Genomic DNA, 25,445 nt, shown 5'->3' on the forward strand with positions numbered 1-25,445 from the left:
ACAATTTAAAAGACAAATATGTATGTTAAATATATAAATAGCAATTCCTTTACTCCAGTTATTAAGCTTTCCCCTATTAAAAATAGCCTTTTCATTTTCTTGTTAACCTGAGTAATTTATACACCTCTTTTAATCTATTACACTCCTCCATTTAAATATAAAGGTGACTTCTCGTTCAAATAATAAAGTGAAACTTTAATCCGCCCGATTCCCACCTAACTTCTTTGCTTTCATTGAATTTTTGGGCGGGAGTCTTACTGCCCAAAAATAACGGGATATATTATGCAATATTGCATTTGATAATCATTTTCATTGTAACTATAATGATTACAGGATTACTATTAATCTAATATTCTACATGGAGGTTTTATTATGTTTAAAAAAATTATTGTATCTTCTATGGCGCTTACTATGTTCGGTGGAGCTGCAACTATGCTAGAGGCACCTACTGCTCAAGCAGCTTCTTATAACTCAACGTCATCCTCTTACTTTGATGTCACTCCTGAAGAGGCTGTGGCTTTCTATCAATCTCAAGACTATAAAAAATTAAAAGTATTTTTGGATGACTTTGAAGCTAGAAACCCTTATACTCCAGGTGGAGGCTACGCTCAAGGGAGTGTACGTATGCAAAAATTCAACGATGCTCTTAGAGATGCCAAATTAACAAATGTCTACCAAGAATTTATTAGAATCTCATACTACAATCATTATCCAGAACCAAAATAATAACAACAGATTAAATGTTTATTATTTCTATAACTTAGCCTAATTTTAAATGTATAACCTAAAAATAATTACTAAAAACCACTCATATAAGGGTGGTTTTTCTATTTCCCCATATAATTTAGCGGAATGTTACATCATCTTTATTTTAATATCTTTTATAGTAGACATTCTCTCGTTGACACAATCTAGTAGGTTAGCAATGGGGATATCAAAATATATTTATAATTATTTTCTGTTTAATAGCAAAAAACGAACACCCTCTCACAATTAGATAAGGTGCTCGTTTTCATTTTTATCGGTAATTCTCAATTCATTTTAGCTTCTTTCCAATAAGCAAAGATTAAATTAACTTAAAAACAAAGCGTTTTAAATTTAATTCACAGATCTTACTGAAACTTGGAATTGCCCCTTAGAACCATCATCATTTGAAACGTAAATTTTATATGTTCCATTCGGTAATGGAGATAAAGCATTCCGTACATTTGTAACATTAATTTGTTGTTCTCCAGGTTTTATATAACCACCAACAATTAGCTCTGTATTTGGACCTTTTACACTATATCCCATTGTATTTTGACCATTATTTTTCATAGAGAAGCTTAAGTCAGTACTCCCATCATATACGAAAGAAGTTACAGCCTCGCCACTATAATTCATTGTTTGGGTTAATAATAAGTCTGCAGAAACATGTTCAACTACATGAATTGGATCATTCGTTTTGTGTACTTCTTCAGCATAAGTATTATTCCCTAACACACCAAGTGTTAATGCTGAAACTACTCCACAACTAAGCACTAGTTTATTTAACTTCATTTTAAGTTCCCCCTTGATGTTTGTATTCTATTACCATCATACATCCTTTTTTAAGTGCGTTTTTATGTAATAATTCATATCTATAAACCTATATATTTTAACTTTTCGCCTTAATAGTTATTGAGAAAGCCCCATAGATAAAGCTACAATATTACACTTCATAAAAAACATGTAAATTTTAAAGTCTTTTTCTAACAAAGTTTTATACGAGTAAGTACCAAAATACTCAAATAAATAGCATTTCTATTTCAGATAAAATGTACTAATAAAATTTTTCTAAAATTTCACTTTGTAATTTGATATATTCCATGTTAATATAACGAAGGCTACAAAACAGGAGTCACCACGCATATCTTTTTCACAGAATATTCATACTTAAAAAGACTTATTTTATCAGTAACTCAATCCAAATTTCACCTATACAAAAGTTAGTTTATGATTTCATATGTACATAAATTTAAATAGATTTTTTATCTATTATTTTTTTCTATTTTCCTTATCAATTTTAATACGAGTAATATTACAGCACTTTTCAAGTACCCTTCCTTTTTTAGATAAAAAGTCTACTAATACTAAACATCTATGTCCAACTCATACATAATTCTACTTACAAACTATCGGAGATGCAAAACTATGGGAATTTCTACTCTTTTATTAAATACCTTTATTATAATAATTTGTATCCTTAGCTATCACGTATTTTGGCTAGAGTTTAAAGAAAAAATAACATGTAATAATATGTTATTTTCTATCCTTTCCTCCATTGCTATTATTTTTTGTATGACTTTTCCTTTTCATTTACATGTGGGATTTATTTATGATTTACGTTTTATTCCTATAATATTAGTTTTTCTATATGGAAATACAAAAAACATTGTTTTTATAGGAATTTTATATCTTTCTTACCGGTTTTACTTAGGCGGAAATGGCGTTCTTCCATCATTTATTATCTTTACTATCATTTCTGTTATAACAATGCTCTTTCGTTACTTATTACCTATGTATTTTAAAGAAAAAAAGATATTATTAAGCTTACTTCTTATTTTAGTATGTACAGCTTCCCTTTCTATTTGCGGTATTGTAACTCAAATAAATACAGGAGGTAAAATAGACTCTACTCTCATAGAATTTTTATTAAATTATATAGTCATTAATATTTTCACAGTATTATTATCAGTTTATTTTATAGAGGAAATGATTGAGAAATATAAAATGAAAGAAAAACTGCAACGGGCTGAAAAATTTTATATAGCTAGCGAACTAGCAGCGTCAATTGCACACGAAATCCACAATCCACTAACCACGGTACATGGATTCACTCAATTATTAAATGAAAAACATGCCTCTAAGCTATCTCAGGATCAATACTTAGAAATCATGTTAATTGAAATGCAGCAAATACAATCTACTATTAATAACTATTTATCTTTAACCAAACCACAGAATACCCTAAAAGAAAAAATAGATATTAATCACATTTTAAATCAGGTGAAAGATACTATTTCACCACTCGCTCTATCATACAAAGTTGAAATCAAACAAAATAGTACAGATTCCTTTTATATAAATGGGGACCCCGAAAAATTCAAACTCTGTCTAAACAACATCATCCAAAACGGAATTGAGGCTATGAAAAATGGTGGATTATTACAAATAAATATACAAAAAGTAAAAGGAAATATCATAATTGATATTATTGATTCAGGAATTGGGATGTCATCTCAACAAATAAAACGAATTGCTTTGCCATTCTATTCAACAACAGAAAAAGGAACTGGGCTTGGTACTATGATTGCTTATAGTATTATTAGAGAATTAAACGGAGATATAGAAATAGAGAGTGAATTAGGTAAAGGGACACGCTTTTCTATTAGTATCCCTTGCTAATGTGATAACAATTTTCTGTTTAGTTAATTACATAAATGAATTTTAAGAATCCCGCTAGCTAGCTTACTTATTAATTATCTTAAATTCATATGCGTTAATTAAATATAATAAGGATCAGAGCCTATCTATTGTTACAGATACACTCTGATCCTTTAGTTTAATTCAGTTAAAAACACTTAATATTTATAACTTTTCTTACATCGTGATGAAATACTAGTTCATCTATTTTATCTTATTTACTGATTAGATTGGTTTAATATAAATATAACATCTCGTGACACTTAATTTGTTATTATCATTAGAGACATTGCCTGCAGTTGTTTTTTCATTAAAGTACAGACCTTTTTCCATTCATTGAACAAGATAACTCCCCTTTTACTACTTCACTTCCACCGTATAATTCCCTGTCCCCCCGCCATACTGATACACATGTAAATAATACTTCCCTGGATACGTATAGTAACTACCTACTAGTTTATTCCCTTGTTGCTGAGCATACGTAACATAATTATTTAAATCTGCTTCAGAATAAAGTACCCAGTTCATTCCAATATTATTTTCATTCGTTACGTTAATTTGAAGGTTTTTAGCAGTCTCCACATTAAATTCAAAGAAATCACTTGTATCGCCATTTCCTAAACTAGCACGTAAAACTTGATTTAACTGCAATTGGTTTGCTGTTTGGAATGAGTTATTCGGTTCTTTTTCTACACTGTTATCTTCTTTCTTTTGAACAGTTACAGTCGCTGTAGCAGTATTAGTTGCTCCTTTATCGTCTGTTACCGTTAATTTCGTCGTATACGTTCCTTCTTTTGTATATACGTGAGTTGGATTTTGCTCATTACTTACTGCTCCATCACCAAACTCCCATTTATACGAAGTAATTTTCCCGTCTTCATCTTTTGATCCGTCGCTTGTAAATAAAATTGCTTCATTTACATTTCCGCTATACGGACCGTTTATAACTGCAACTGGTGCTTTATTCTTTGCACCTTCTTCTGTATTAATACCGTGGAACACAACATCATATTCAAATTGTCCTGATGTATTCACGCGATATTTTACAAAGTATGCTGTTACTGTTTTATAGCCTGTCCATTCCTTTGCACTTAAACGTTTTAACGTATCATTAACGTTTTGTGTAATTGTTTTCCAATCTTCATATTCTCCTTTTGCTGCAGTTCCTGTATATGTTCCTTGTAGTGTGAATGTATTAAAGAACTGTGATTTATTTTTCTTCACTGATACATTTTTCAATTTTGCTTCCGCTGTTATTTCTGCTGCAATATCTGAAACTGGCTTCGATGCATGATTCGCTAAATAATCGTCTGATACTAATGGCACATTATATTTCTCACGATTATCAACTAGCATTTGCATATAGTCCTGATATTCTTTATTTAAATTCGCATCTTTACTTAATGTAGAGCGATATGCATCATATGCTGTTACATCATTTTTCCTAATAAGATCATGTATTTTATCGAACATATCATATCTCTTATTGTACATATACGATTGTAAAGCAAAGGAATAATTATAGAAATCCCACGTTCCATACTTTGCATTTAACGTTCGCTCTGCCGTATAACGCTCTGCTGGATTTGAAGATAATCCTCCTATAATACTCTTTCTCGGTACAACATTATCCGTTCTCGTTGCCCCTGCAAAAAACTCAGCATTTCCTTCTTCAAACCAAGATAATCTTTCATTTTCATATATTTTCCCTTGTCCCCATAACCCTGGTACTTCATATCTACCTTGTAAATAATGCGTGAACTCGTGTCTGAATAATTCTTCTAAACTATAAATACTTTCTTCTGGCGTACGCTCATAAGTAAAGAACGTACCTGTTCCTTCTATATAAAGACCACCGTTATTCGTTTCATAACCGTACAATTGACGATTAAATTGATATTCTGCTGGGCTATTATAAATAACCATCGTTAATACATCATCAGGATTTCCTTTTTCTAAAGGTTGATCACTTTCAACCGTACGATGGAATTGTGCCTTTACTTCTTTTGCCGCCCAATATAAACGTTTTACTTTTTCTTCTGTCACTTTATCTCCAGCTTTTAAAACAATTGCCCCATCATCAAACGTATACGTTTTTGGCAAATATTTTTTCTTTCCATCTTCTCTTATTTGATCTAAATTCACTACTTTACCATTTGCATCTTTTCCGCCATAATTCGTTGCAATTTGCTCAGCAGCTACGAAATATTGCTCCCCTAAATACGGATACATTTTCATCGCATCTGTTACAACTTGTAACCCTTTCGTTCCTGTACTATGGAACATACCGAGTCTACCTGTATAATAAATGCCATTATTAATAAGCCAACCGTTTTTTTCTGTAATCGTTCCCATTAATGCAAAACGACTTAATTCATTAATATAACTATCTATTTTCTGATACCATACTGTATCTTTCGGTGCTTTCCTCGTATCGTACAAATACGATTGAATGTCGTAATCAACACCTTGCATAATATCGTAAATAGCATTTCCAGCTGAAAGATTATCTACTAATGTAGAAAAATTATCATTATATTGTTTAAAAATCTTTGCAGCCGATGTTATCGTTTCCACATCGCTCGAAGCGTTTCCTATTAACTTTCCGTATGATGATACCACTCTATTTTGCTCTAATGTACCCAGCTTAAAATTTGAATTGTTAGCCATCGCTTTTAATGCAGGTAAGCATTTATCATGATAACTCCGTTCATTTAATTTACTAAGTTCCGAATTATAAAATCCTAAATAAAATCCTGAACGTAATACCTCTACTAATGTCTCAATCCCTTTTGAATCATCCTTCGTATAGGCTTGTCCTTGCTGCTTCAATTTATCAATAATCGTCTGCATCCTACTATCATTTTGATAGAATGCTAGACTGTCTGTATTAAACTGAAATAGCCCCGTAATTTGCTCCCAATCAATTGTTACAAGTAAATCTACTAACTGCTGATTGCTTAATTGATTTAATTCGGCAATTGTATAAGTTTTCGCTACAGCTAATTGCTTACTTTCTTTTTTCACCTCAGGTGGTCTTTGTGATAAATCGGCAAATTGTAACCTTTTCTCAAAAGACTTGCTTTCGAGCACTTTCGATGAATGAGCTAATTCTTGTACTGGTAGTTGTACACCGACTGGCTCCATTTTGAGCACATTTCGATAAGAAACTTGCTCTCCCTTAGTATCTTCTGCCAAACTTACCCCTTGAAAACTCCCTAACATTAAACTAGCAAAACTTACCCCTACTAACATTTTCTTTGAATAGCCTTTCATGCTCTCCCCTACCTTACATTTTTAGTGTCCCGCTCCATTATTTTACTATTTTTACTTTTTGTCCTGTATTGAGAAAAAATAAGGTAACGTTCACACATGTATCCATTCCATATAAAATTAACGCTTGACTTTCCGTGCATTTTATATCAAAAAAAGATAGATAATAGCAAAATTCCTGCTACATCTATCCTCGTTTTCAACACTATGATTTTAACTTTATAAATGTAACTTCCGGTAATGTTTGCATATGCTGAATAAACTCATTCTTTTCTTCTGACGATATATTTTTCAGTTGCATCCCTACCTTATAAACAGTTTCTGTACCTTGCTGTGAAGCTTCCACCTCATATGAGAGTATTGGGATGCCTTTCACTTGTAGTGTTTCTAATATTTGTTGTACCGCTTCATGTTTATTTACAAACATTTGCACTGTTATATTTTGTGGAAATAAAAATTGCACCTTAAAAATACGACTTACAATTTCTAAACCAATTAAAACGAGAATCGTCGCTCCAATGCCTACTACATACATTCCCGCTCCAATTGCTAATCCTATGCCGGCAGTAGCCCATAAACCAGCCGCAGTCGTTAATCCTTTCACCGCCTGCTTTTGAATAATAATTGTGCCTGCACCTAAAAAACCAACTCCACTAACGACTTGTGCTGCAATACGACTTGGGTCTAGAGATATATGCTCTTCAAACACAATATCTGAAAAGGCATATTTCGAAACAACCATTATTAACGCACTTCCTACCGCTACGAGGAAATGAGTCTTTAATCCAGCTTCTTTCGATCGAATTTCTCTTTCAATACCAATCATTGCTCCTAACAAGCCAGCAACACCGATTCGTATAATAAAATCAAAATCTACACTCACGGGCACTTCCCCCCTTCATTCATTATAGATAGATAAAACAAAAATTATCACAAACATCCTTTTATTTACATGTAGGGATACCGCTAAAATATACTTAATACTCCGACCGTTTTATGTTAATATTTTAAATATTAACATAAAATAAATAACTTCTAATTTTAAACCTCCACTAATTTTCTAAAAAAACAAAGATGGATTACATGAAATTAGGTTGAGAAATTATAGAAAACGCTTTCACTTTGTATCGTAATTTTTTATAAAAACTATATAAATAAAGGAGCTTACTAACAATGAACGTCTCATTACTCACACCTACTACTGATTTACAAGAAGAATACTTAGATTTCTATAACGAATGGAAAGATGGCGGTGAAACAATGATCCCGTGGGTTATCTCAAAAAATCCTGCCAACTTCCCAGCTATGGTTCAAGAACTTCTCGATGCGCATAACGGAATAAATATCCCTGAAACTTGGGTACCAGACTCTACATATTGGCTTGTTACAGATGAAAATAAAATTGTGGGAGCTGTTAATATACGTCATAGTTTAACCAAACATTTATTTAACGCTGGCGGTCACATTGGTTATGGCATTCGCCCTTCTGAAAGAAGAAAAGGTTATGCTACGAAGTTACTAGCATTATCATTAGAAAAAACGAAGGAGTTAGACATCACGAAAGTACTTGTCGTTTGCGACGCTGTGAATACCGCTTCTGAAAAAACGATTTTGCATAACGGCGGGATTCGTGATGATGATTTCACTGAGGAAGATGGGAATATAGTAAGAAGATATTGGATTGAGCTATGAATAATTACAAATAAGCGAGAAAGTGATTATACACTTTCTCGCTTATTTTACACTGCTTCTATTTCAAACTGCACTGTAATACCACTTGGATCTACCACCACAAACCCATTTGTAGTTTCATTTATTTCATGTTGTTTTTCTATTAATCTTTCTTTCACTTCGTCTAACGCTTCTTTATGCGGTAGTACAATAGCATATACCTTTAGTCCAGTTGCATATACTGGTGGGTGTGGATTGTTTACTCCGTTCCACGTATTTGCACCAATATGGTGATGATATCCCCCTGCTGAAATAAATAAGCAATCCTCTTCACGCTGTTGTACTTCAAAACCTACTGTTTCCACATAAAATTCATGTGATTTCTCTACATCAGCTATTCGTAAATGTACGTGCCCAACGACAGTATTAGCAGGCAAACCATCAAACTCATAATCAACGAGTGTCGCCAATTCTTTTAAATCAAGTGGTGTACTTCCTCCTGACCCTTCTCCCCATTGATCACGCGGACGGTCTGCATAAATTTCAATACCATTCCCCTCTAAATCTTGCAAATAAAAAGCTTCGCTATATGTATGATCACTTGCACTATTAAACCTTGAAATTGGTAAAATTTCATTTGAATATGTATAACGCCCTTCTTGCTCATCCGGGCTGTCAATTACATTCTTATTACGAAGAACCCCAAATAGCGCAGAAGCAAAAGCTTCACGAGTCGGAACTAAAAAGGCTACATGATATATACCAGTCGTACGCGGTTCTTGCAGTACCCCGTCCTCTAGCTTTTCAAGAACAAGTAACGCGTTCTTTCCACCTTTTCCAGATAAATATGCTTTATTCCCCTCTTGCTTAATTACCTCTAATCCTACAACATTCTCATAAAAAGCAATTTGACGCTCTAAGTCTTTCACTTTAAATTCAACATGACCAATACGTGTTTTCGGATGAATTTGTACCATGAATAACTCCATCTCCTTATCCCTATATTTTTCCATTACATATAACCGTTACTATGAAGGATACAACTAAAATCATCCTATGTAAATAAGAAAAGTCAGAATTTATATACATTTTTATTTTCATAATAAAAAAGCCACCTTTTCTAAATTTCAGAAAAGGTGGCTTTATAACTCTTATCTCATTTTATGTACTTCAGCAACTAGCTTTCCATCCTGAATGCCCATATAAAGCTTCACAGGTGCATCATTCGTATTTTCAAATACTAAATCTAAATATGGATATGCAATTGTAGCATCTCTTCCTTGTGGAACATAACCTACCGTTTTAGAATGTGTAGTTCTCTCCACCATTTTCAGGCCAGCTTGATCTGCTGCATTGTATAAAGTTGAAGATGTTTGACAAACACCACCGCCATATCCATCTACTAATTTACCATCAACTATTTCTTTCCCTAATTGATATCCTTTATCTGGTGTTGTATCACCGATTAATGAATTAAAAGAGAAACGGTCTCCTTTTGCTAACACAACTCCATTTATGCTCGCTGCTGACAAACGAATATTCTCAATACGGCCACCTGTTGAACCACCTAAGTTCGTTTCATATCTACCAATTACCGCACCATTTCCTTGCGCATCACTTAATGTTGCGACTGGTTTTTTCTCCACGATCGGCAACTGATACGTAGCATCCCACATACCAACATTTAACAATTTATCTACTAATTCTTTTTCCATTAATTCATAAGAAGGTTTTCCTTCTTGCCAACTTCCATCAGGTGCTATACGTGAAGGAACCATTTTTTTGTCGACGCTTTTTCCAATCTCACCAACAACCTTTGTGACAGACTTTTTAAATTTCGCTTCATCTTCAAAATAGCCTAAACTAGATAAATCTAATTTTTTCACTTCAGTACCAGTTCGACCATCAACTAAACTAATAGTATCCTGTACTTCTGCTTTAGCCTCTACAGTGTGCCCACCAATATCACTTACCAATGCAACATCACTTACTTTTGCACCACAGCCACTCATTATAGCTACACATAACACCCCAACTAATATACCCTTTACTTTACGGAACAATATACTCTCTCCCTTTCCCCAACATCACTATTATGTATTTATTTCATTTTTATGTATGTTTTGTTACAATCATTTTACAATATGTTTATAAAATGTTACAAGTTATTTTTCACTCTATATAAATTACTCTTTTCTTTTATAAATGTCTATACATATTTACATAAAAGTTTGAGTTTGATAGAATTGTAACTTTTATGTAAACTCTCCCTTTTATCCAGTATATACCATTACACAAAAGAAATACAAATCAAAAACCCTCAAGCTATTTTTTATAAAGTGAAACTGTAACCAGTGGGGGTCTTATTGCCCAGCAAATAGCGGGATAAAGAGAAATCCCGTCAACATAAATAGGTATTTGCCGTGCCACCGCTCCGCTTTTGCACATACATTATGGTGAATTCAACCTATTTTAAAGAAATGGAGGATGTTATTATGTATCCCTACAATCCATATGATCCATATAATCAATATGCGTACCAACAACCACAGTATGACTTACAAACACAATATCAATCTTATATAGATCAAGCAGAGCACACGAATCCATATGACCAAAATAGACAATTCCAACTTCCAATCTCTTTTCCTGGCACTGGAAATCGTCAATTAGAAAGACGCGTAAATGAGCTTGAACAAAGAGTTCGTCAACTAGAAAATACAGTTGAGCGCCATACACGTAGACTAAACCGCTTAAACCAACGTTTACGCACAGTAGAAAACAGACTAAACATTCCATTCGCAGCATTAGAAGACGGATTTTAATCGAGAAAATAAAGATTATATAAAGGAAGGGGCTTCCCCTTCCTTATATAAATTGACGAAAGTTTTTTCCATCTCTATACTGATAAGAGTTAATGAAATGAAACAAGGTGATAAATATGGATTTTGAAATAAATTATCTTTCCTTTTATGTTGTACAAGTAGAAGGAAAAGGTGAAGCAGTTGATAAACGCTACAAACATTTTCAAACTTTAGACGCTGAAGAATATGAAGATAGTTCCTTAAAAGAATTTTTGAATGGTGAGTTATTAAAAATATCGAAGCGAAAAGTAGAACGTCATGCAAAAACAGAACAAGCCCCAACAAAAATTGGTCGCTTTATTGTAGAAGAAGGGCACGAACTTGATTCAAACCCTCATTACAACCTTTTTAATCGTATTCGCTTTGCAGAAACAAAAGAAAACTTTAAAGATATGAGCGAACCTCTCGTTTATACATATCTTGACACAAGCGCTGTACGTGGTGGTGTATTTTTAATTGCTCAGGCAAAACTACGCAAATACTTTGATGATCCATTCGTATTCGTAATGAAATGCGACTTTGAACCAAAGGTTGCTTCTATTTCTGATGAATCAACACTGATTCGTAACGTTGAAATGGCCATCACAACAAAGAATATGAAATCTATCCAATATCCGTACATGCCTGAAGAAGGAATGGTTGAAGTAGGCGAACTAAAAATACATCAAGCATCACATGCCCGCTACTTTGAAGACTTCTTAAAATTCGTCGAATATGAACGCTCTATGCCTGAAATTATGAAAACACAAGTAATGGACATGGTATACGACCAAATTGAAGATGTATTTGAAGAAGGTACGGAAGAACGCGAACAATTCGACCAAGCGATGGAAGTATGGGCTGCCAGTCCGAAACGCGAAATTATGGAACAATTTTCAACTGAAGAAGTAATGGAAGCAACCGCTCAAATCGTCGAGCATGCTCCTGAAGTGGAATTAAAACTAAAAGCCGATCATATCTCTGTGAAGGCGTTGCTTGCGGATTTTGGGGATCAAATACATATTGCGAAGGTAAATGATCGATATGTACTTATGATTGAAGCAGACACACTTACATTTGAAAAAGGCTTCTCTCCTATTGAGTTTCTGAAGCCAGATGAGCTGCAAGATGTGATTGAGCGGATTGAGAATAAGCAGCAGTATTCGTTTGATCCGAGCGGTATTGAATAAAGTGAAACTTTAATCTGTGGGGTTTTGTTCATCCCCCACTAATTATTAGCCCTCACCAATCGGGCTTTTACGGGATAAATACTTCCATATAACTGTTGTTACTGGGCGCTTTTAATAAGCGCTCTTTTATTTATATTAAAAACCGATTCTACTAAGAATCGATTTTTCTGCTTTATAATAAAACATGTTTATTTTTAAATTTTTTTGATGCAAGATGACATTTGTTGCAGAATCAAATATATCCCTTCCTTGTTATACAGGCTTATTTCCATTAGAAATATCTACTTCAATATTTCTAGTTGACCAAGTCCTTCTATAAGTTGTTAAAATGCAAATTTCACTTTACTACCTCAAATTTATTGTACTCGTAAAAAGATAATTGAAAACGATATTCCGGATGTTCTCTCACCCAATCGTAGGCTTCTTCTAAAATTTCCATTTTGTTTTGCAAGTCATTAAGTTCACTACATTCGTCCCTTTTCTGTTTGCACAGAGGGCAGAATCCATTCACTATTTCCGCACTCGTCGCCCTAATAGTTTTACTTTCTAAATCAACTACTAGACGAAGAATAACAGAATGCTCTTCTTTTGTAGTCACCTTCATTTCAGCAATCCGATCCTCATTCCAAAAGACACCGTTTAATTCCATCTTTACTGTGACATCTTTAATATCCAAGTCTACCACTATCATACCTCCCTTGTACAAAACTCAATCTTACTCTTCTATTTTAAACTTTAATACACCACAACTTAAAGAGATATTAAGTTTTTTCCAATTCTTCTTTACTATGAAAGAAAGTGTAGTTAATGCTAATTGTGTGGTAAATATTATCCCAAAAACTAAAACAGTTAAAATGTTAAAGATTGTTTCCATTAAACTACACTCTTTTCTTTATATATATTTTTATTTTATTAATACAGTTTAAAACTCTTATTACGTCTTAACACTCCCAAAGCAATTATAATGTACAATCACAACAACAAGTTGATGCCTATTTAATATCAATACGCTGTTATTACATGTATGTAGTTAGAGATGGAGGAGCAATTCATTTAACCTCTGTATTCTCCTCCATCTCAGCCAAATACCTAATCTGTCGTTCCGCTTTTCTCACTGCTGTACGAAAATGTTTTTTCAGGAGTTCTACTGTATTTTCACTTATATAATATCTTTCCGTTATACTTTCCCACGTGTCACCACTTTCAAATGTACTCCATTCAAAAGGGCGTTCTGTATTTTTCTTTCGTTCTTTAAACACCCATTTTCGCATCTTTTTTTTCGCTTTTTCTGTTAGTTTTCCGTTTTTTACAAGTTCAAGTTCACCATGTCTTTTGTATCGCTTATTAATATCTCTCTCGCTATACACTTTAAGAAGTATATTTGCTGTATTTTCAGCATCTGCTAAAGCACGGTGCTGTTTTCCTTCCCACGTTAAAGCGAGCTGTTCTACCGCAAATTGTAAACTTGGCGTATGTTCAAACAATTCCTCATATGCTTGGAAAACAAATTTTTGCAAATCAATTCTATTTTCTTTTTCTACACTTGGGCATTCAACACCATATAATGTACAATCATGAGATAGAAAGCGATAATCTTCTTTTCCCCATGAAACAAATATAGAACCTTCGCCGATGAACTGAATAAATTTCTCTATAATTTGAGGGAATTTTTCTACACCCATTAAATCTTTTTTCGTAATACCGGTTAATTTTGTTGTATGACGAGTTAATCGTGCACTTGGTTTTACTAACTCCGAAAATTCTTCAATTATCTTCATTGTACCTATTTCTATTTTTACAGCTCCGATATCAACTATTTCTGATGGATCTTCTGATTTATACGGTCTGAAATTCCTTTCAATATCAAACACAATGAAATGTGTAGCGTTTTTCAATTTATTTACCTCTTTCTAAATTGCTTTTCACACAAACACTTTATTTTCAGTATTTATTTATTCATGTACTTTATACAAAAATACTCCGAATAAATAAATGAAAATTCAGTCTTGTTATGATATGTAAGTAGGAGGACATCTATAAAAGTGCAAAAAAAAAGAAGGGCGAGCCCTTCTTTTTTCAAAAATTACTTCTTGTTTACGTTAGTAGCTTGAGGTCCACGGTTACCTTGTTCTACTTCGAAAGTAACTTCTTGACCTTCTTCTAAAGTTTTGAAGCCTTCGCCTTGGATAGCTGAGAAATGAACGAATACGTCTTCTCCGCCTTCAACTTCGATGAAACCGAAACCTTTTTCTGAGTTAAACCATTTTACTTTACCGTTTTGCATGAAAAAAATCCTCCTACAATGTACCTATATGTACATATTCATTTTCAACCACCTTACAATAATAAGCCAGATATTAAAAAACTGCAACCCCTGAGGAGATTTAACATTGCTATCCTCCTCGGAAGTTACAGCTCATTTAAATCTCTATATTATTAAAAGTAAAATGGTTTAAACATACTATATCATATCAATATAATAAAAGTAAAGTTTTTTCTTAAATTATTTTTTGTTCCCACTGCATTGCTTTTAATTCACCTGATCCGGCTACTACATAACCCTCTTTTTGATTAACAATGCGCCATCCGTGCCCTTTAACTGAATCACATACTGTAACAATACCTTCTTCAAGAAGCACACGGCACACACTACTAATACCCGCCTTATTTTGCGTTGAAGTTGTATATAAAACATGTTGATCTACACTTAAGTCTAAATAACTACTTGCTTTCTGCTCACTTTGACATGTGTGCCAATATATTTTTTCACTTGCAATACTTTCATCTATTTTACAATAAGAAATATTCCCGCTAACTCCCTTGCACGATCCACTTGCCGCTACTAAATAAGAATTGTGTAAAGTCAACGCGGAGATCATTTGATTCATCGCAATTTTAATCCTCTTTAATTTACGTGTCTTCAAATCAAAGAGCCAAACACCACCATATTTAGCATGTATTTTCGTACCAATAAATAAGTAATGTTTATATAAAAATAACGATCGAATAGACGGTGCCGCACTGCCATACTCAAGAAACGGATGAATAGTTTCCCATGTCGAACCGAAATTATTAGAAAGATACAGCGTTTTTTCTCCATGAGCAACAACATTTCCTTGTACATTGCTACATACATTCCAACTCGTTGCTTTTGTTGGAAAACGCTGAATTGTCCAGTTCTCTCCACCATTCATACTACGAATAAAAATCCCTTCGTCACCTACACCATAAACTACATTATCTTCGCTATGTAAATCCCTAATTCGTTTTTGAAAACCATTTAAAATTCGTTTCCATTCTCCGTCTTGTTCAACAAATAAGCCATTATATGTAGTAGCTAACAACAGTTTTCCATCTCTTAACTTTGTAATAGCAGTTACACTTAACATTGTCTCCACGTTGACACTCCCATTCTTAGAACTTCTCAGCAAATACAATTGCAAAATTACTGCATTTTTCAACATCCTCTTCATCTTCTGGAGCTAATTCAATTTTTAGCCCTTCTTGTACAAGCTCTGCACCGCGCTCTACAAGACGTTCTTCAAATATCGTTACCGCTTCACAAAACAGTTCATACGCTGTATCACCCGATCCGAACACCGCTACCTTTTTCCCAGCTAAATCTATATTTTCTAAGTCATCATGAAAATCTTCCGCTTCAAATGGTAATTCACCATCGCCCCACGTATAAGATCCTAAAATGATTCCATCATAAGCTAATAATTCTTCAGCATCCATGCCTTCCATTTCTTGCAATACTACTTCATGATCAAAAGCATCTAAACTAACTTTAATTAAATCAGCAATACTCTCTGTATTTCCTGACATACTTGCATAAGCTATTAAAATTTTTGCCACTTTGGCATCCCCCTCTAACAATAAATGATTCTCATTCTCATTATATTAATAATGAGAATCAATTTCAATTGATTTTTTTCTACTTTTATTTACATTTCACATCTGACTATTTATATTTCATTTTAAATATCTACATTCATATTCAACTATTGCCAAATCTATCTTCAAACATTATTGTATTATCATCATTTCACATTACTTATTTCAAATAAAAAATGTTTTTGTATCATGCTCAATCTCTAATCAATTGTTCACTTTACAGAAAGAGGAGTCCTTATGATGAGAAAGTATTTTATTAGATTTTTAAAAGCAACCTCCCTTTTAACAATATTCTTACTAATAGGAGCTGCTATTATTTTATTCGGTACTTCATACGGTCATAATTTACGTGTTATCGCAGCCGAGAGTATTTTAACTTCTCAGCATCCACAATATGCAAAATTCACGTTATTGTCTGATGAAGAATTAAATGATATTTCTCAATCCATCACAAATCCAAAATGGAAAAATAGTGAATTTTTAACTTCTAAACTTTCAAAAAAAGAGTTAGAAAGACGAAAAGATTTACCACTAGATGTTTCTATTGAAACAATAAAGAAAAAATATAATGATCATTTTTTCGAAGGGAAATTAATGACAATTAGTAATCCATTCAACGTAAAACTTGTTACCCAGCAAGGTTCAGAAGGTAAAGACGTCGGAGAAAAAATATACGTAATGGCAAAGCGAAACCATGCAGTTGCCGCTGTCAATGCCAGTGGTTTTTGGGATGAAACCGGGCATGGTGGTGGTAAAACCGGAATCGGTATTGTTATTGAAAACGGTAAAGTTATAAACACGCCGAAAGATATTAATACCCCTACCCTCACTAGTGGTATTACAAAATATGGACAAATGGTTTCTGGAGAGTTTTCTGCTAACCAATTGTTAAATAAAAATGTTGTTTCCGCTGCTGGATTTATGCCTCAGCTAATTGTAAATGGAGAAAAAATGATTACAAATGATGGTGGTTGGGGATATGGCCCTCGAAGCATTATGGCTCAGAAAAAAGATGGATCGATTATGTTTTTCGTCATTGATGGTAGACAACCTCATAGCATTGGTGCTTCCTTGAGAGATTGTCAAGATATTCTTTATGAAAAAGGTGCTGTCAATGCGATGGCAATGGACGGTGGATCATCAGCAACATTATATGCAATGGGAGATATTTTAAATATCCCTTCCACCTTATCTCATAAATCACGCTATTTACCAAACGCATGGGTAGTTACAGCGAACCCTAAGCAACAAGTTCATGTAACAATAGACGGTAATTCTGCGAGCTCTCAAAAAATTTCTGAATTAACAAGGACGACTGCTATAGCTTTCAATAAATAAAAAAGCACAGATGACTATACAATCATCTGTGCTTTTTTATTACTTTTTAAAAATACCAAACGGCTTTCCAACTGGTAAAACAACTTTTCCGAAGTGTGTGTTTAACACTGCTGCTGCTGAACCATAGAAAGATAATAATGAAATAAGAAGTTCAGAATATGCTGCTAAATTATGCATTGCATGCGGCATAACACCTAAAGTACTTAATGAAAGACCGATAAATAAGAAATCAATAAGGACGAAAATCATAAATAATACTTTATGTGTTTCCATTGCACCAATTGTCATAAAGATTGTGAAAATCAAATATCCGATAAAGGCTACACCAAGCTGTTTTGAATCTGCAGCTTGTGCTAATTTTTCGCCAAATACTCCAAGTTGAATTAACCAAGTCATTCCAACACCTAGCCAAAATAGACCGTACGCACCGAATGCTGTTGTACCGAATGTATTGTTATGCTTTGCATCATGAATGCAAGCAAAGATTTGTGCAAATCCTCCTAAAAAGATTGCCCACGGTAATACAAGTGAAACGCCATCTGTTAAGCCTAACTTTTGAGATGATGCTACAAGTGTTACCATCGCTAATCCAAATAGACCAATTCCAGATGGATCTGCTGTTGTCATTTTCACATGATGTGTAGTAGTTTGATTGCTCATATAAACCTCCTGATTATAAACATACTCGAATACAATACTTAAATCAGAAGCCTATGTCAATGGTTTTTTTTGTATGTTGTCAGACGTTATATTTTATAATGATTAAATATATTTCCGACCACTTCATAAGGTTTTATATTCACTTTTTCCAACTCATTTATCGGTAGCCATAACGGAATATAACTTCCTCTACCTTCCCACTGAAATTCCTCAGCTGTTCCACTTCCGAACACTCCGCCTGTAATATAGGCAGCATAATAATATTCATTTCCTTTATATTTTACCTTTGCAATAAGGTGCTCCACTTTTATATGTACCCCTAATTCTTCGTATACCTCTCTTTTCGTTGCCTCTTCAGGCGTTTCATCTTCCTCAATCCCTCCGCCAGGAAACACATAATATGTTTCCTCTTCTCGAATACGTTTTATAAGAGCGATTTTTCCTTCCTGTACAATGATAGCCGCTCCGCGATTTCTTATCATTTTATTACCTCAATACGAATCGCAACTGTTCCCCACTCTTTTTCTTGTTCTTTCGTATATATTTTGTATGTACTTTCTAACATTTCCTCTAAACTATCATTTTCACAATCCAATAATTTTTTATCGATTTGTTCATACATGGCTTTAAAGCTCTCGTATCGCTTTATCTCCGTTACTTTTACCGTCATCATTTCTTTTGTCGTAAGATTCGTAAATACGATTTCATCGCCTTTGTTTATTAGTTGACGTTTTTCATCGTATAGGCGTACTTCATATACTTTTTTTCCTGATTGAATTGACTGAAACGGTTTATTATATAGACCCAGTTCGTATCGCATATATCCCACTTCCTTTTGTTCATTTCACCTATTAATACAGTTCACATTACTACATCTTGCATATAATATTCCATACGTATCACTTAATTGAGAAAGGAGGCTGAAGAAGCATGTTATATTTAAATCAAAAACCTGAATATAATAAATATGATATTGGTGATTATACTTATAGTAAAGTAGGGCCAACCATTTTTTCTTGGAACGATGAAACAAAATTAAAAATAGGTAAGTTTTGTTCATTAGCAGAAGAAGTCGTTTTCATACTTGGCGGTGAACATCGCGCAGACTGGATAACAACTTATCCATTTAATGCACTTTTTGATGAAGGAGCACATATTACTGGTCACCCTTCTTCAAAAGGTGATATCGTAGTCGGCAATGATGTATGGATTGGTTATCAATCCTGCATTTTATCTGGTGTTACAATTGGTAACGGGGCCATTATCGGCGCCAGGAGCATTGTTACAAAAGATGTACCCCCGTATGCAATTGTAGCTGGTAATCCTGCAAAATTTGTTCGATATCGTTTCCCGCAAGAAACGATTGACAAACTAGAGAATCTCGCATGGTGGGACTGGGACATTTCTGTTATAAAAGGAGCCATTCCATTACTACTCTCCGACAAAATCGACGAATTTTTCACCTCACCCGAAAAAGAATCTACATGATAAATACAGAAAGAGCATCCTTTTTTCCGGATGCTCTTTCTGTATTTATTTTTTATTTATTTGCAAATGATTACACGGAGAACATTGAAAAGGAATTTTCCCTAAGCAATTAAGATTCGTTTCACAAATTTGTTCTATCGTTGGAACAAATGGAATGACAACTATGTTACTTTCTACCATTTGTGTAACAGGTGGCAATACTGTGCCTACTTGATGTTCGAAACGAATACTCGCTTGATTTATATAATTTCCTGAACCATTTGGCGCGCTCTGCACTACTACTTGGAACGAAACTGTCCGTGCTTCACCTGGATTTAAATTTCCTATAATAAAACCTGATACTGGGTTTACATTTGGCACTGGCGTATTATCAATCGTTACAGTTCCAAGGACGAATTGAACACTACTATCTAACATATCTTGAAAACGAATATTTTGTATTGCTGTATCCCCCGTATTTGTAATAACTGTCGTAAACGTAATAACATCGCCAATTGTTGCTGCCTGTAAATTTGCCGTTTTTACGACTGTCGTTGAGACATTTTGAGAAATAAACGGGATAACAACTGTATTGCTATCACCTTCAACTACTACTGGCGGCTCATTCGGATTTACAGTTGCGAGCCCATTTGCTATAGCAGTATTTGTAACTAAATTATTTATTTGTCCTCCTGTTATTACAACTTGGAAATTAATAATTGCTGCGTCATTTGGCTGAAAATCACCTAACGGAATACCGGTATTCGGATTAGCAAATGGAAGAGGTACATCATTTACCGTTACCGTGCCATTTATAAATAAAGTATTCGAATCAATGATATCTGTTAAAACAATATTCGTCACAGGAACTGTACTGTCATTTATAACGGCAATTCCATAAGTGACAACATCTCCTACCATCGCTACTTCAAAGTTTGCTCCTTTTGCAACAAATAAGATTGCAGTATTTACCGTCACTATAACTGTATTGCTCGTATCCATCACTATAACTGGAGGCTCCCCTGGTACTAAAATATATTCTGCTAACGCCCCAGCAACGTTCACTACTGTACCACCATCTGGAAAGCTCGTAATCGTAGCTTCATATGTTACAATCGCCGTCTCACCGACTGGAATGTCTACAATCGTAAATCCAACCTGCGGATTTACTCCCGGACGAGCTACTCCATTTACAGTTACACTATTTGGTACAAAAACAGCTTCCGGAGATAGGACATCGATAAATTGAATATTCATCGCATCAGCAGTACCAGTATTTAATATTCGAACCGTATACTTTACTGTTTCTCCTACTCCAACAATTGAATGATCTACTTCTTTTTGCATATCTAAACTGCCTCTATTTACTGGTGTGACTGTCGTATTACTTGAATTCGTAATTGTAAACGGAGGTTCTCCTGGAATTAATTCAAAATCACCCGTTACTCTTGCTGTATTCATAATGCTACTAGAAGGCGGAACTGCGATTACATTTACTTCAAATGTAATTAATACGCTATCCCCTACTGCAAGATTAGGCAATGCAAAGCCTACAAATGGATCTAAACCTACTTGCGGAATCCCATTTATTTGTACACTTCCAGGAACGAATTCTAAACTAGGTGATGGAACATCACTAAACTGAACGTTTGTCGCTGTTACCGTTCCCGTATTTGTAACTTGCACACTATACGTTAACGTATCTCCTAATCGTGTCGCTTCTTTATTTACAGATTTTATAACGCTGAACCGTCCTCTATTCACTCTAGTTATCGTCGTATTACTCGGCTCTGTTACTACAACCGGTGGCTCTCCTGGCACTAAAGTAAAGCTTCCTGTTATATTTGCAACGTTCGTAATTGTTCCTGATGACGGGATGTTTGTAACTGTCGCTTGAAACGTCACTATAACTGTTTCACCAACTGGGATATCTCCAACTCCAAATCCAGTAATCGGATTTAAGTTTGGTTGCGGGGCTCCATTTATCGTTACACTATTTGGTACAAATGACGCACCTGTTGAAATCGTATCAATAAACTGAACATTGTTAGCTGTTACTGTTCCTGTATTCGTTATTTGCACTGTATACGTCAATACATCTCCAACTAGAGTAGCGGCTCTATTTACTTGTTTAATAACATTAAAGCGTCCTCTATTTACAGTTGTGAGTGTTGTATTACTTGGCTGATTTACTATAACTGGTGGTTCTCCTGGTACTAAAATAAAGCTTCCGGTAACATTTGCCGTATTGGCAATTGTTCCGTTTGACGGAACGCTAACAACTGTTACTTGGAATGTGACTTCTACACTTTCACCTGGAGTTATATCCGGAAGTGAGAATCCAGTGTTAGGATCTAATCCAGGCTGTAACACACCGTTTATCGTTACACTATTCGGTACGAATGTTATAGAGGATGGTAATACATCACTATATTGAACATTCGTCGCTATCACTGTTCCCGTATTTTGAACTACTGTTGTATATGTGATTGTATCGCCTACTGCAACAACCGGCTGACTTACTGATTTTAAAACATTCAAACCAGATTCATTTATTTCTGTTAATGTCGTGTTACTTGTCGTCGTTTCAGTAATAGGCGGCTCTGTTTCACTTACAGCAAACGTAGCCGTAACGTCCACAAAGTTAACAACTGTTCCACCTTGAGGTATGCTCGTTACCATCTCTTGGTATGTGACAAGTACAAAATCACCTACAGGTATATCTGGAACTGCAAAGCCTATAAACGGATCTAATCCTGGTTCTGGCACTCCGTTTATACTCACACTTCCTGGAACAAATGCTACACCACTCGTACTAGAATCAAGAAATTGGACATTCGTTGCCGGTACCGTTCCAAAGTTAAAAATTAGTACATCATAGGTTAATATTTCCCCAACCGTCGCTGCCTCTTTATCTACTATTTTTACTGGAAAAATTGAAGCTATATTAATTGTCGTAACGACTAAATTCGTTAATATCGTTTGCGTAATCGGTGGCTCCTGCGGATTCGGTTGTGAAGTAAATGTAACGTCAGCATCATTTAATATGACTTCATTATCAGGAATTTCCGTAATGGTCACTTGGAACGTTACAGAAATACTCGCACCAGCATTTAATAACGGACTAACTGTAAAGCCTATTTCTGGATTTAATCCAGGTTGCTGTATTCCACCTATCGTTACACTGTTGTCAACAAACGTCGTCCCTTCTGGAATGACATCTTGGAAGAGTACATCTGTAACAGGGATAATTCCTACATTCGTTATTAGCACTGTATACGTTAATACATCCCCAACAGCCCCAGTTGCAATATTTACTGTTTTTATTGCTGTCACTTCACCAGGAGGAGGTAACGGTATTGTAACTACCGTTGTATTACTTGAGTTCGTTGTTGTTACAGGTGGTTGTAAAGGATTCAATAAGAAAGTAGCTGTAGCAGACGCTGTGTTTAGAACTGCCCCAAGCGTTGATGGTGCAACAACTATCACTTGGAATGTTACTGTCAATGATGTGCCAGCTGCAATATTAGGAAGCGGGAAACCAATATTTGGATCAAATCCAGGTTGAGGCGTTCCATTTATCGTTACACTATTTGCTACAAATGTTGTTTCTGGAGCAATCGTGTCAATGAAAGAAATATTTGTAGCTGCAACTGTACCTGTATTTCGTATAACAACAGAATATGTGTAAGTCTCTCCAAGTGCTGCTTGTTGTACAGATGAAGATTTTTGTATAGTTAGTCTCGCTGTATTTACTTGTGTTACTACAAAATTACTATTTGTAGTAGTCGTTATAGGAGGTCCTGCCGGATTTATAAGGAAATTTGCAGTAACATTCGATTGATTTCTTATATTTCCACCACTCGGAACGCTTGTCACTGTCACTTGGAACGTAATTGTAGCAGTTTGCCCAACTGGAATATTTGTAACAGGAAAACCCACTATAGGATTCGCACCTTGCTGAACGACTCCATTAATCGTTACACTATTCGCTACAAATGTAGCTCCAGATGGGATTGGATCTTGAAAAATAATATTCGTTGCGGGGACAGTTCCTGTATTTTGAATAAGAATCGTATACGTTAACGTATCTCCTACACCTGCTTGTGGTGTATTTACACTTTTTATTACATTAATTGATCCTACATTCACTCGCGTCACAACAATATTACTAATCGTTACAATTGTAATTGGTGGCTGGAGAGGACTTACTTGGAAATCAGCAGTTACATTCGCATTATTCGGAAGAACTCTATTTGGTGGTACACTCGTGATTGCCACTTGGAAAGTAACTGTTACTATACCTCCTACTGGAATATTAGCAAGTGGAAATCCAGTTGTCGGGTTTAAACCTGGTTGAGGTGTCCCGTTTATTGTTACACTATTCGCTACAAAAGTGGTTCCAACTGGAATCGGATCAAGGAATGATACATTTGTCGCTACTACCGTTCCACTATTTTGTATAGCAACTGTATATGTTAGTGTATCTCCTACACCTGCTTCAGTAGCGCTTACACTCTTCATTACATTTAGTCCTGAGGAATTAACAACTGTCATAACAGTATTACTTGGAACCGTCACAGTAATTGGTGGCTCTGTTGGATTTACAAGAAAATCTCCAGTTACATTCGCGTTATTTACAACATTATTCCCTGGCGGAATTTCATCAATTAATACTTCAAATGAAATAATTACACTCGCGCCAGTAGGTAAATCATTTAATGGGAATCCTAGTCCTGGATCTGCCCCCTCTTGTAAAACACCATTAACCAATACACTATTTTCAATAAATAATGTCCCTGGCGGAATTGAATCTTGGAAAAATATACTTGTAGCTGGTACACTACCTGCATTTATAACTTCGATTGTATATACTAAAACATCTCCTACCGTTGCCACATTCGTATTCACTGCTTTCACAACTTCAAAGTTCCCTGATTGTACTGTCGTATTCACAACATTACTCGGTACATTGATTGTTACTGGTGGTTCATTCGGATTCACTTGAAAGCTTGCTGTTACATTTGCTTGATTTAAAATATCTTCATTTTCTGGATTCTGTACAATTACTACGTCAAATGTGACTACAACCGTTTGAGCCGCAGGAATATTCGGAAGAGAGAATCCTGTATTCGGATTTAGTCCACTTTGCTGTACTCCATTAATTGTTACAGAATTTGCAACGAAGGAAACAGCGGAAGAAATAGTATCTTGAAATAACACATTTGTTAGCGGAACGTTTCCTGTATTTTGAACGGCAATCGTATATGTTAAAGTATCTCCTACTGCTGCTTGTGTTGTATTCACTTCTTTTATTACATTTAAACTGCCTGTATTAACTTGTGTCACAACTGTATTCGTTTGTCTATTAATCGTTATTGGCGGCTGATTCGGAATAACGACGAAATTAGCAGACACATTTCCGCGATTCGGAATCGTACCTCCTGATGGCGTAGAAGTTACTCGTACTTGAAATGTAACTGTCCTAGTCCCACCTGGAGATATGTTAGCAACTGTAAAGCCAGTTGCCGGATTTGCCCCATGCCCATCAACTTAAGAACAAAAATAAAATGAACTTTCGTTCAAAGCAACTAAAAAACTCGTAATGTACTTTTGGTATTGAAAAGTACACACACCAAATAAACTCTAACGAGTTTCATTT

20 protein-coding genes and 1 pseudogene are annotated in these 25,445 nt (G+C 34.8%); 7 read left to right on the forward strand and 14 right to left on the reverse strand.

Annotated features, from left to right (window positions below; translation table 11 throughout):
- Positions 1-372 precede the first annotated feature (372 nt).
- Positions 373-726, forward strand: coding sequence for a hypothetical protein (locus tag ACS2CR_RS15410; protein ID WP_000473483.1), 354 nt, complete (start codon positions 373-375; stop codon positions 724-726).
- Positions 727-1,098: 372 nt separating this feature from the next.
- Here the strand turns inward: ACS2CR_RS15410 and ACS2CR_RS15415 are convergent, their stop codons facing one another.
- Positions 1,099-1,539 (reverse strand): hypothetical protein, encoded by a 441-nt coding sequence (locus tag ACS2CR_RS15415; protein WP_000773526.1) that lies wholly within the window; start codon positions 1,537-1,539, stop codon positions 1,099-1,101.
- A gap of 633 nt (positions 1,540-2,172) precedes the next feature.
- On the opposite strand from ACS2CR_RS15415, the gene ACS2CR_RS15420 reads away from it, so the two are divergent.
- Positions 2,173-3,426 carry a sensor histidine kinase gene (locus ACS2CR_RS15420; RefSeq protein WP_000513017.1) on the forward strand — a complete coding sequence of 418 codons (1,254 nt, stop codon included), beginning with the start codon at positions 2,173-2,175 and terminating at the stop codon, positions 3,424-3,426.
- A gap of 378 nt (positions 3,427-3,804) precedes the next feature.
- Here ACS2CR_RS15420 and colA read toward each other — a convergent pair whose 3' ends face one another.
- Positions 3,805-6,720, reverse strand: a complete 2,916-nt coding sequence (gene colA, locus ACS2CR_RS15425) for a collagenase ColA (RefSeq protein ID WP_153602448.1) — start codon at positions 6,718-6,720, stop codon at positions 3,805-3,807.
- A 202-nt stretch (positions 6,721-6,922) separates the two neighbouring features.
- Positions 6,923-7,600 (reverse strand): MgtC/SapB family protein, encoded by a 678-nt coding sequence (locus ACS2CR_RS15430; protein ID WP_000109717.1) that lies wholly within the window; start codon positions 7,598-7,600, stop codon positions 6,923-6,925.
- A 290-nt stretch (positions 7,601-7,890) separates the two neighbouring features.
- Between ACS2CR_RS15430 and ACS2CR_RS15435 the strand changes: the two genes are divergently transcribed.
- Positions 7,891-8,409 (forward strand): GNAT family N-acetyltransferase, encoded by a 519-nt coding sequence (locus ACS2CR_RS15435; protein WP_153602447.1) that lies wholly within the window; start codon positions 7,891-7,893, stop codon positions 8,407-8,409.
- Between the two features lie 47 nt (positions 8,410-8,456).
- Here ACS2CR_RS15435 and ACS2CR_RS15440 read toward each other — a convergent pair whose 3' ends face one another.
- Together ACS2CR_RS15440 and ACS2CR_RS15445 are read right to left on the reverse strand one after the other, a co-directional pair.
- Complete coding sequence (locus ACS2CR_RS15440) at positions 8,457-9,365, reverse strand: VOC family protein (protein WP_000249877.1); 909 nt, start codon at positions 9,363-9,365, stop codon at positions 8,457-8,459.
- Between the two features lie 174 nt (positions 9,366-9,539).
- The gene (locus ACS2CR_RS15445) at positions 9,540-10,451 is read right to left on the reverse strand and encodes a VanW family protein (RefSeq protein WP_053513926.1); all 912 of its coding nucleotides are present in this window, start codon (positions 10,449-10,451) and stop codon (positions 9,540-9,542) included.
- 432 nt (positions 10,452-10,883) lie between these two features.
- Between ACS2CR_RS15445 and ACS2CR_RS15450 the strand changes: the two genes are divergently transcribed.
- Positions 10,884-11,213, forward strand: a complete 330-nt coding sequence (locus ACS2CR_RS15450; protein ID WP_000283715.1) for a hypothetical protein — start codon at positions 10,884-10,886, stop codon at positions 11,211-11,213.
- Positions 11,214-11,329: 116 nt separating this feature from the next.
- The gene (locus ACS2CR_RS15455) at positions 11,330-12,421 is read left to right on the forward strand and encodes a DUF3900 domain-containing protein (protein ID WP_000345046.1); all 1,092 of its coding nucleotides are present in this window, start codon (positions 11,330-11,332) and stop codon (positions 12,419-12,421) included.
- A gap of 337 nt (positions 12,422-12,758) precedes the next feature.
- Here the strand turns inward: ACS2CR_RS15455 and ACS2CR_RS15460 are convergent, their stop codons facing one another.
- From ACS2CR_RS15460 to ACS2CR_RS15480, 5 genes are all read right to left on the reverse strand, one after another.
- Positions 12,759-13,106, reverse strand: coding sequence for a hypothetical protein (locus ACS2CR_RS15460; RefSeq protein WP_000227983.1), 348 nt, complete (start codon positions 13,104-13,106; stop codon positions 12,759-12,761).
- A 364-nt stretch (positions 13,107-13,470) separates the two neighbouring features.
- Complete coding sequence (locus ACS2CR_RS15465; RefSeq protein ID WP_153602446.1) at positions 13,471-14,316, reverse strand: exonuclease; 846 nt, start codon at positions 14,314-14,316, stop codon at positions 13,471-13,473.
- 188 nt (positions 14,317-14,504) lie between these two features.
- Entirely contained in the window at positions 14,505-14,705 is a 201-nt protein-coding gene (cspB, locus tag ACS2CR_RS15470) for a cold shock-like protein CspB (RefSeq protein ID WP_001179150.1), read from the reverse strand.
- 214 nt (positions 14,706-14,919) lie between these two features.
- The gene (locus ACS2CR_RS15475) at positions 14,920-15,819 is read right to left on the reverse strand and encodes a WD40/YVTN/BNR-like repeat-containing protein (protein WP_000449526.1); all 900 of its coding nucleotides are present in this window, start codon (positions 15,817-15,819) and stop codon (positions 14,920-14,922) included.
- Positions 15,820-15,835: 16 nt separating this feature from the next.
- Positions 15,836-16,279: a flavodoxin gene (locus ACS2CR_RS15480; protein WP_001062753.1), complete on the reverse strand. Its 444-nt coding sequence runs from the start codon at positions 16,277-16,279 to the stop codon at positions 15,836-15,838.
- A gap of 279 nt (positions 16,280-16,558) precedes the next feature.
- Here ACS2CR_RS15480 and ACS2CR_RS15485 point away from each other — a divergent pair, with 279 nt between their 5' ends.
- Complete coding sequence (locus ACS2CR_RS15485) at positions 16,559-17,656, forward strand: phosphodiester glycosidase family protein (protein ID WP_001233794.1); 1,098 nt, start codon at positions 16,559-16,561, stop codon at positions 17,654-17,656.
- Positions 17,657-17,695: 39 nt separating this feature from the next.
- Here the strand turns inward: ACS2CR_RS15485 and ACS2CR_RS15490 are convergent, their stop codons facing one another.
- From ACS2CR_RS15490 to ACS2CR_RS15500, 3 genes are all read right to left on the reverse strand, one after another.
- On the reverse strand, positions 17,696-18,316 hold the full coding sequence (locus ACS2CR_RS15490; protein ID WP_000070938.1) for an acetate uptake transporter: 621 nt from the start codon (positions 18,314-18,316) through the stop codon (positions 17,696-17,698).
- Positions 18,317-18,402: 86 nt separating this feature from the next.
- Positions 18,403-18,798 (reverse strand): NUDIX hydrolase, encoded by a 396-nt coding sequence (locus ACS2CR_RS15495; RefSeq protein WP_016111404.1) that lies wholly within the window; start codon positions 18,796-18,798, stop codon positions 18,403-18,405.
- Positions 18,795-19,136, reverse strand: coding sequence for an ASCH domain-containing protein (locus ACS2CR_RS15500; protein ID WP_016111403.1), 342 nt, complete (start codon positions 19,134-19,136; stop codon positions 18,795-18,797). The genes ACS2CR_RS15495 and ACS2CR_RS15500 overlap by 4 nt, the downstream gene beginning before the upstream one ends.
- 110 nt (positions 19,137-19,246) lie before the next feature.
- On the opposite strand from ACS2CR_RS15500, the gene ACS2CR_RS15505 reads away from it, so the two are divergent.
- Positions 19,247-19,804, forward strand: coding sequence for a CatB-related O-acetyltransferase (locus tag ACS2CR_RS15505; protein WP_000966305.1), 558 nt, complete (start codon positions 19,247-19,249; stop codon positions 19,802-19,804).
- A 45-nt stretch (positions 19,805-19,849) separates the two neighbouring features.
- Here ACS2CR_RS15505 and ACS2CR_RS15510 read toward each other — a convergent pair.
- A pseudogene (locus ACS2CR_RS15510) lies at positions 19,850-25,324 on the reverse strand (DUF7507 domain-containing protein); the annotation flags it as partial.
- Positions 25,325-25,445: the final 121 nt, after the last annotated feature.

The sequence above is a fragment of the Bacillus cereus group sp. BceL291 genome, assembly GCF_051776705.1.
GTDB classification, from domain to species: domain Bacteria; phylum Bacillota; class Bacilli; order Bacillales; family Bacillaceae_G; genus Bacillus_A; species Bacillus_A cereus.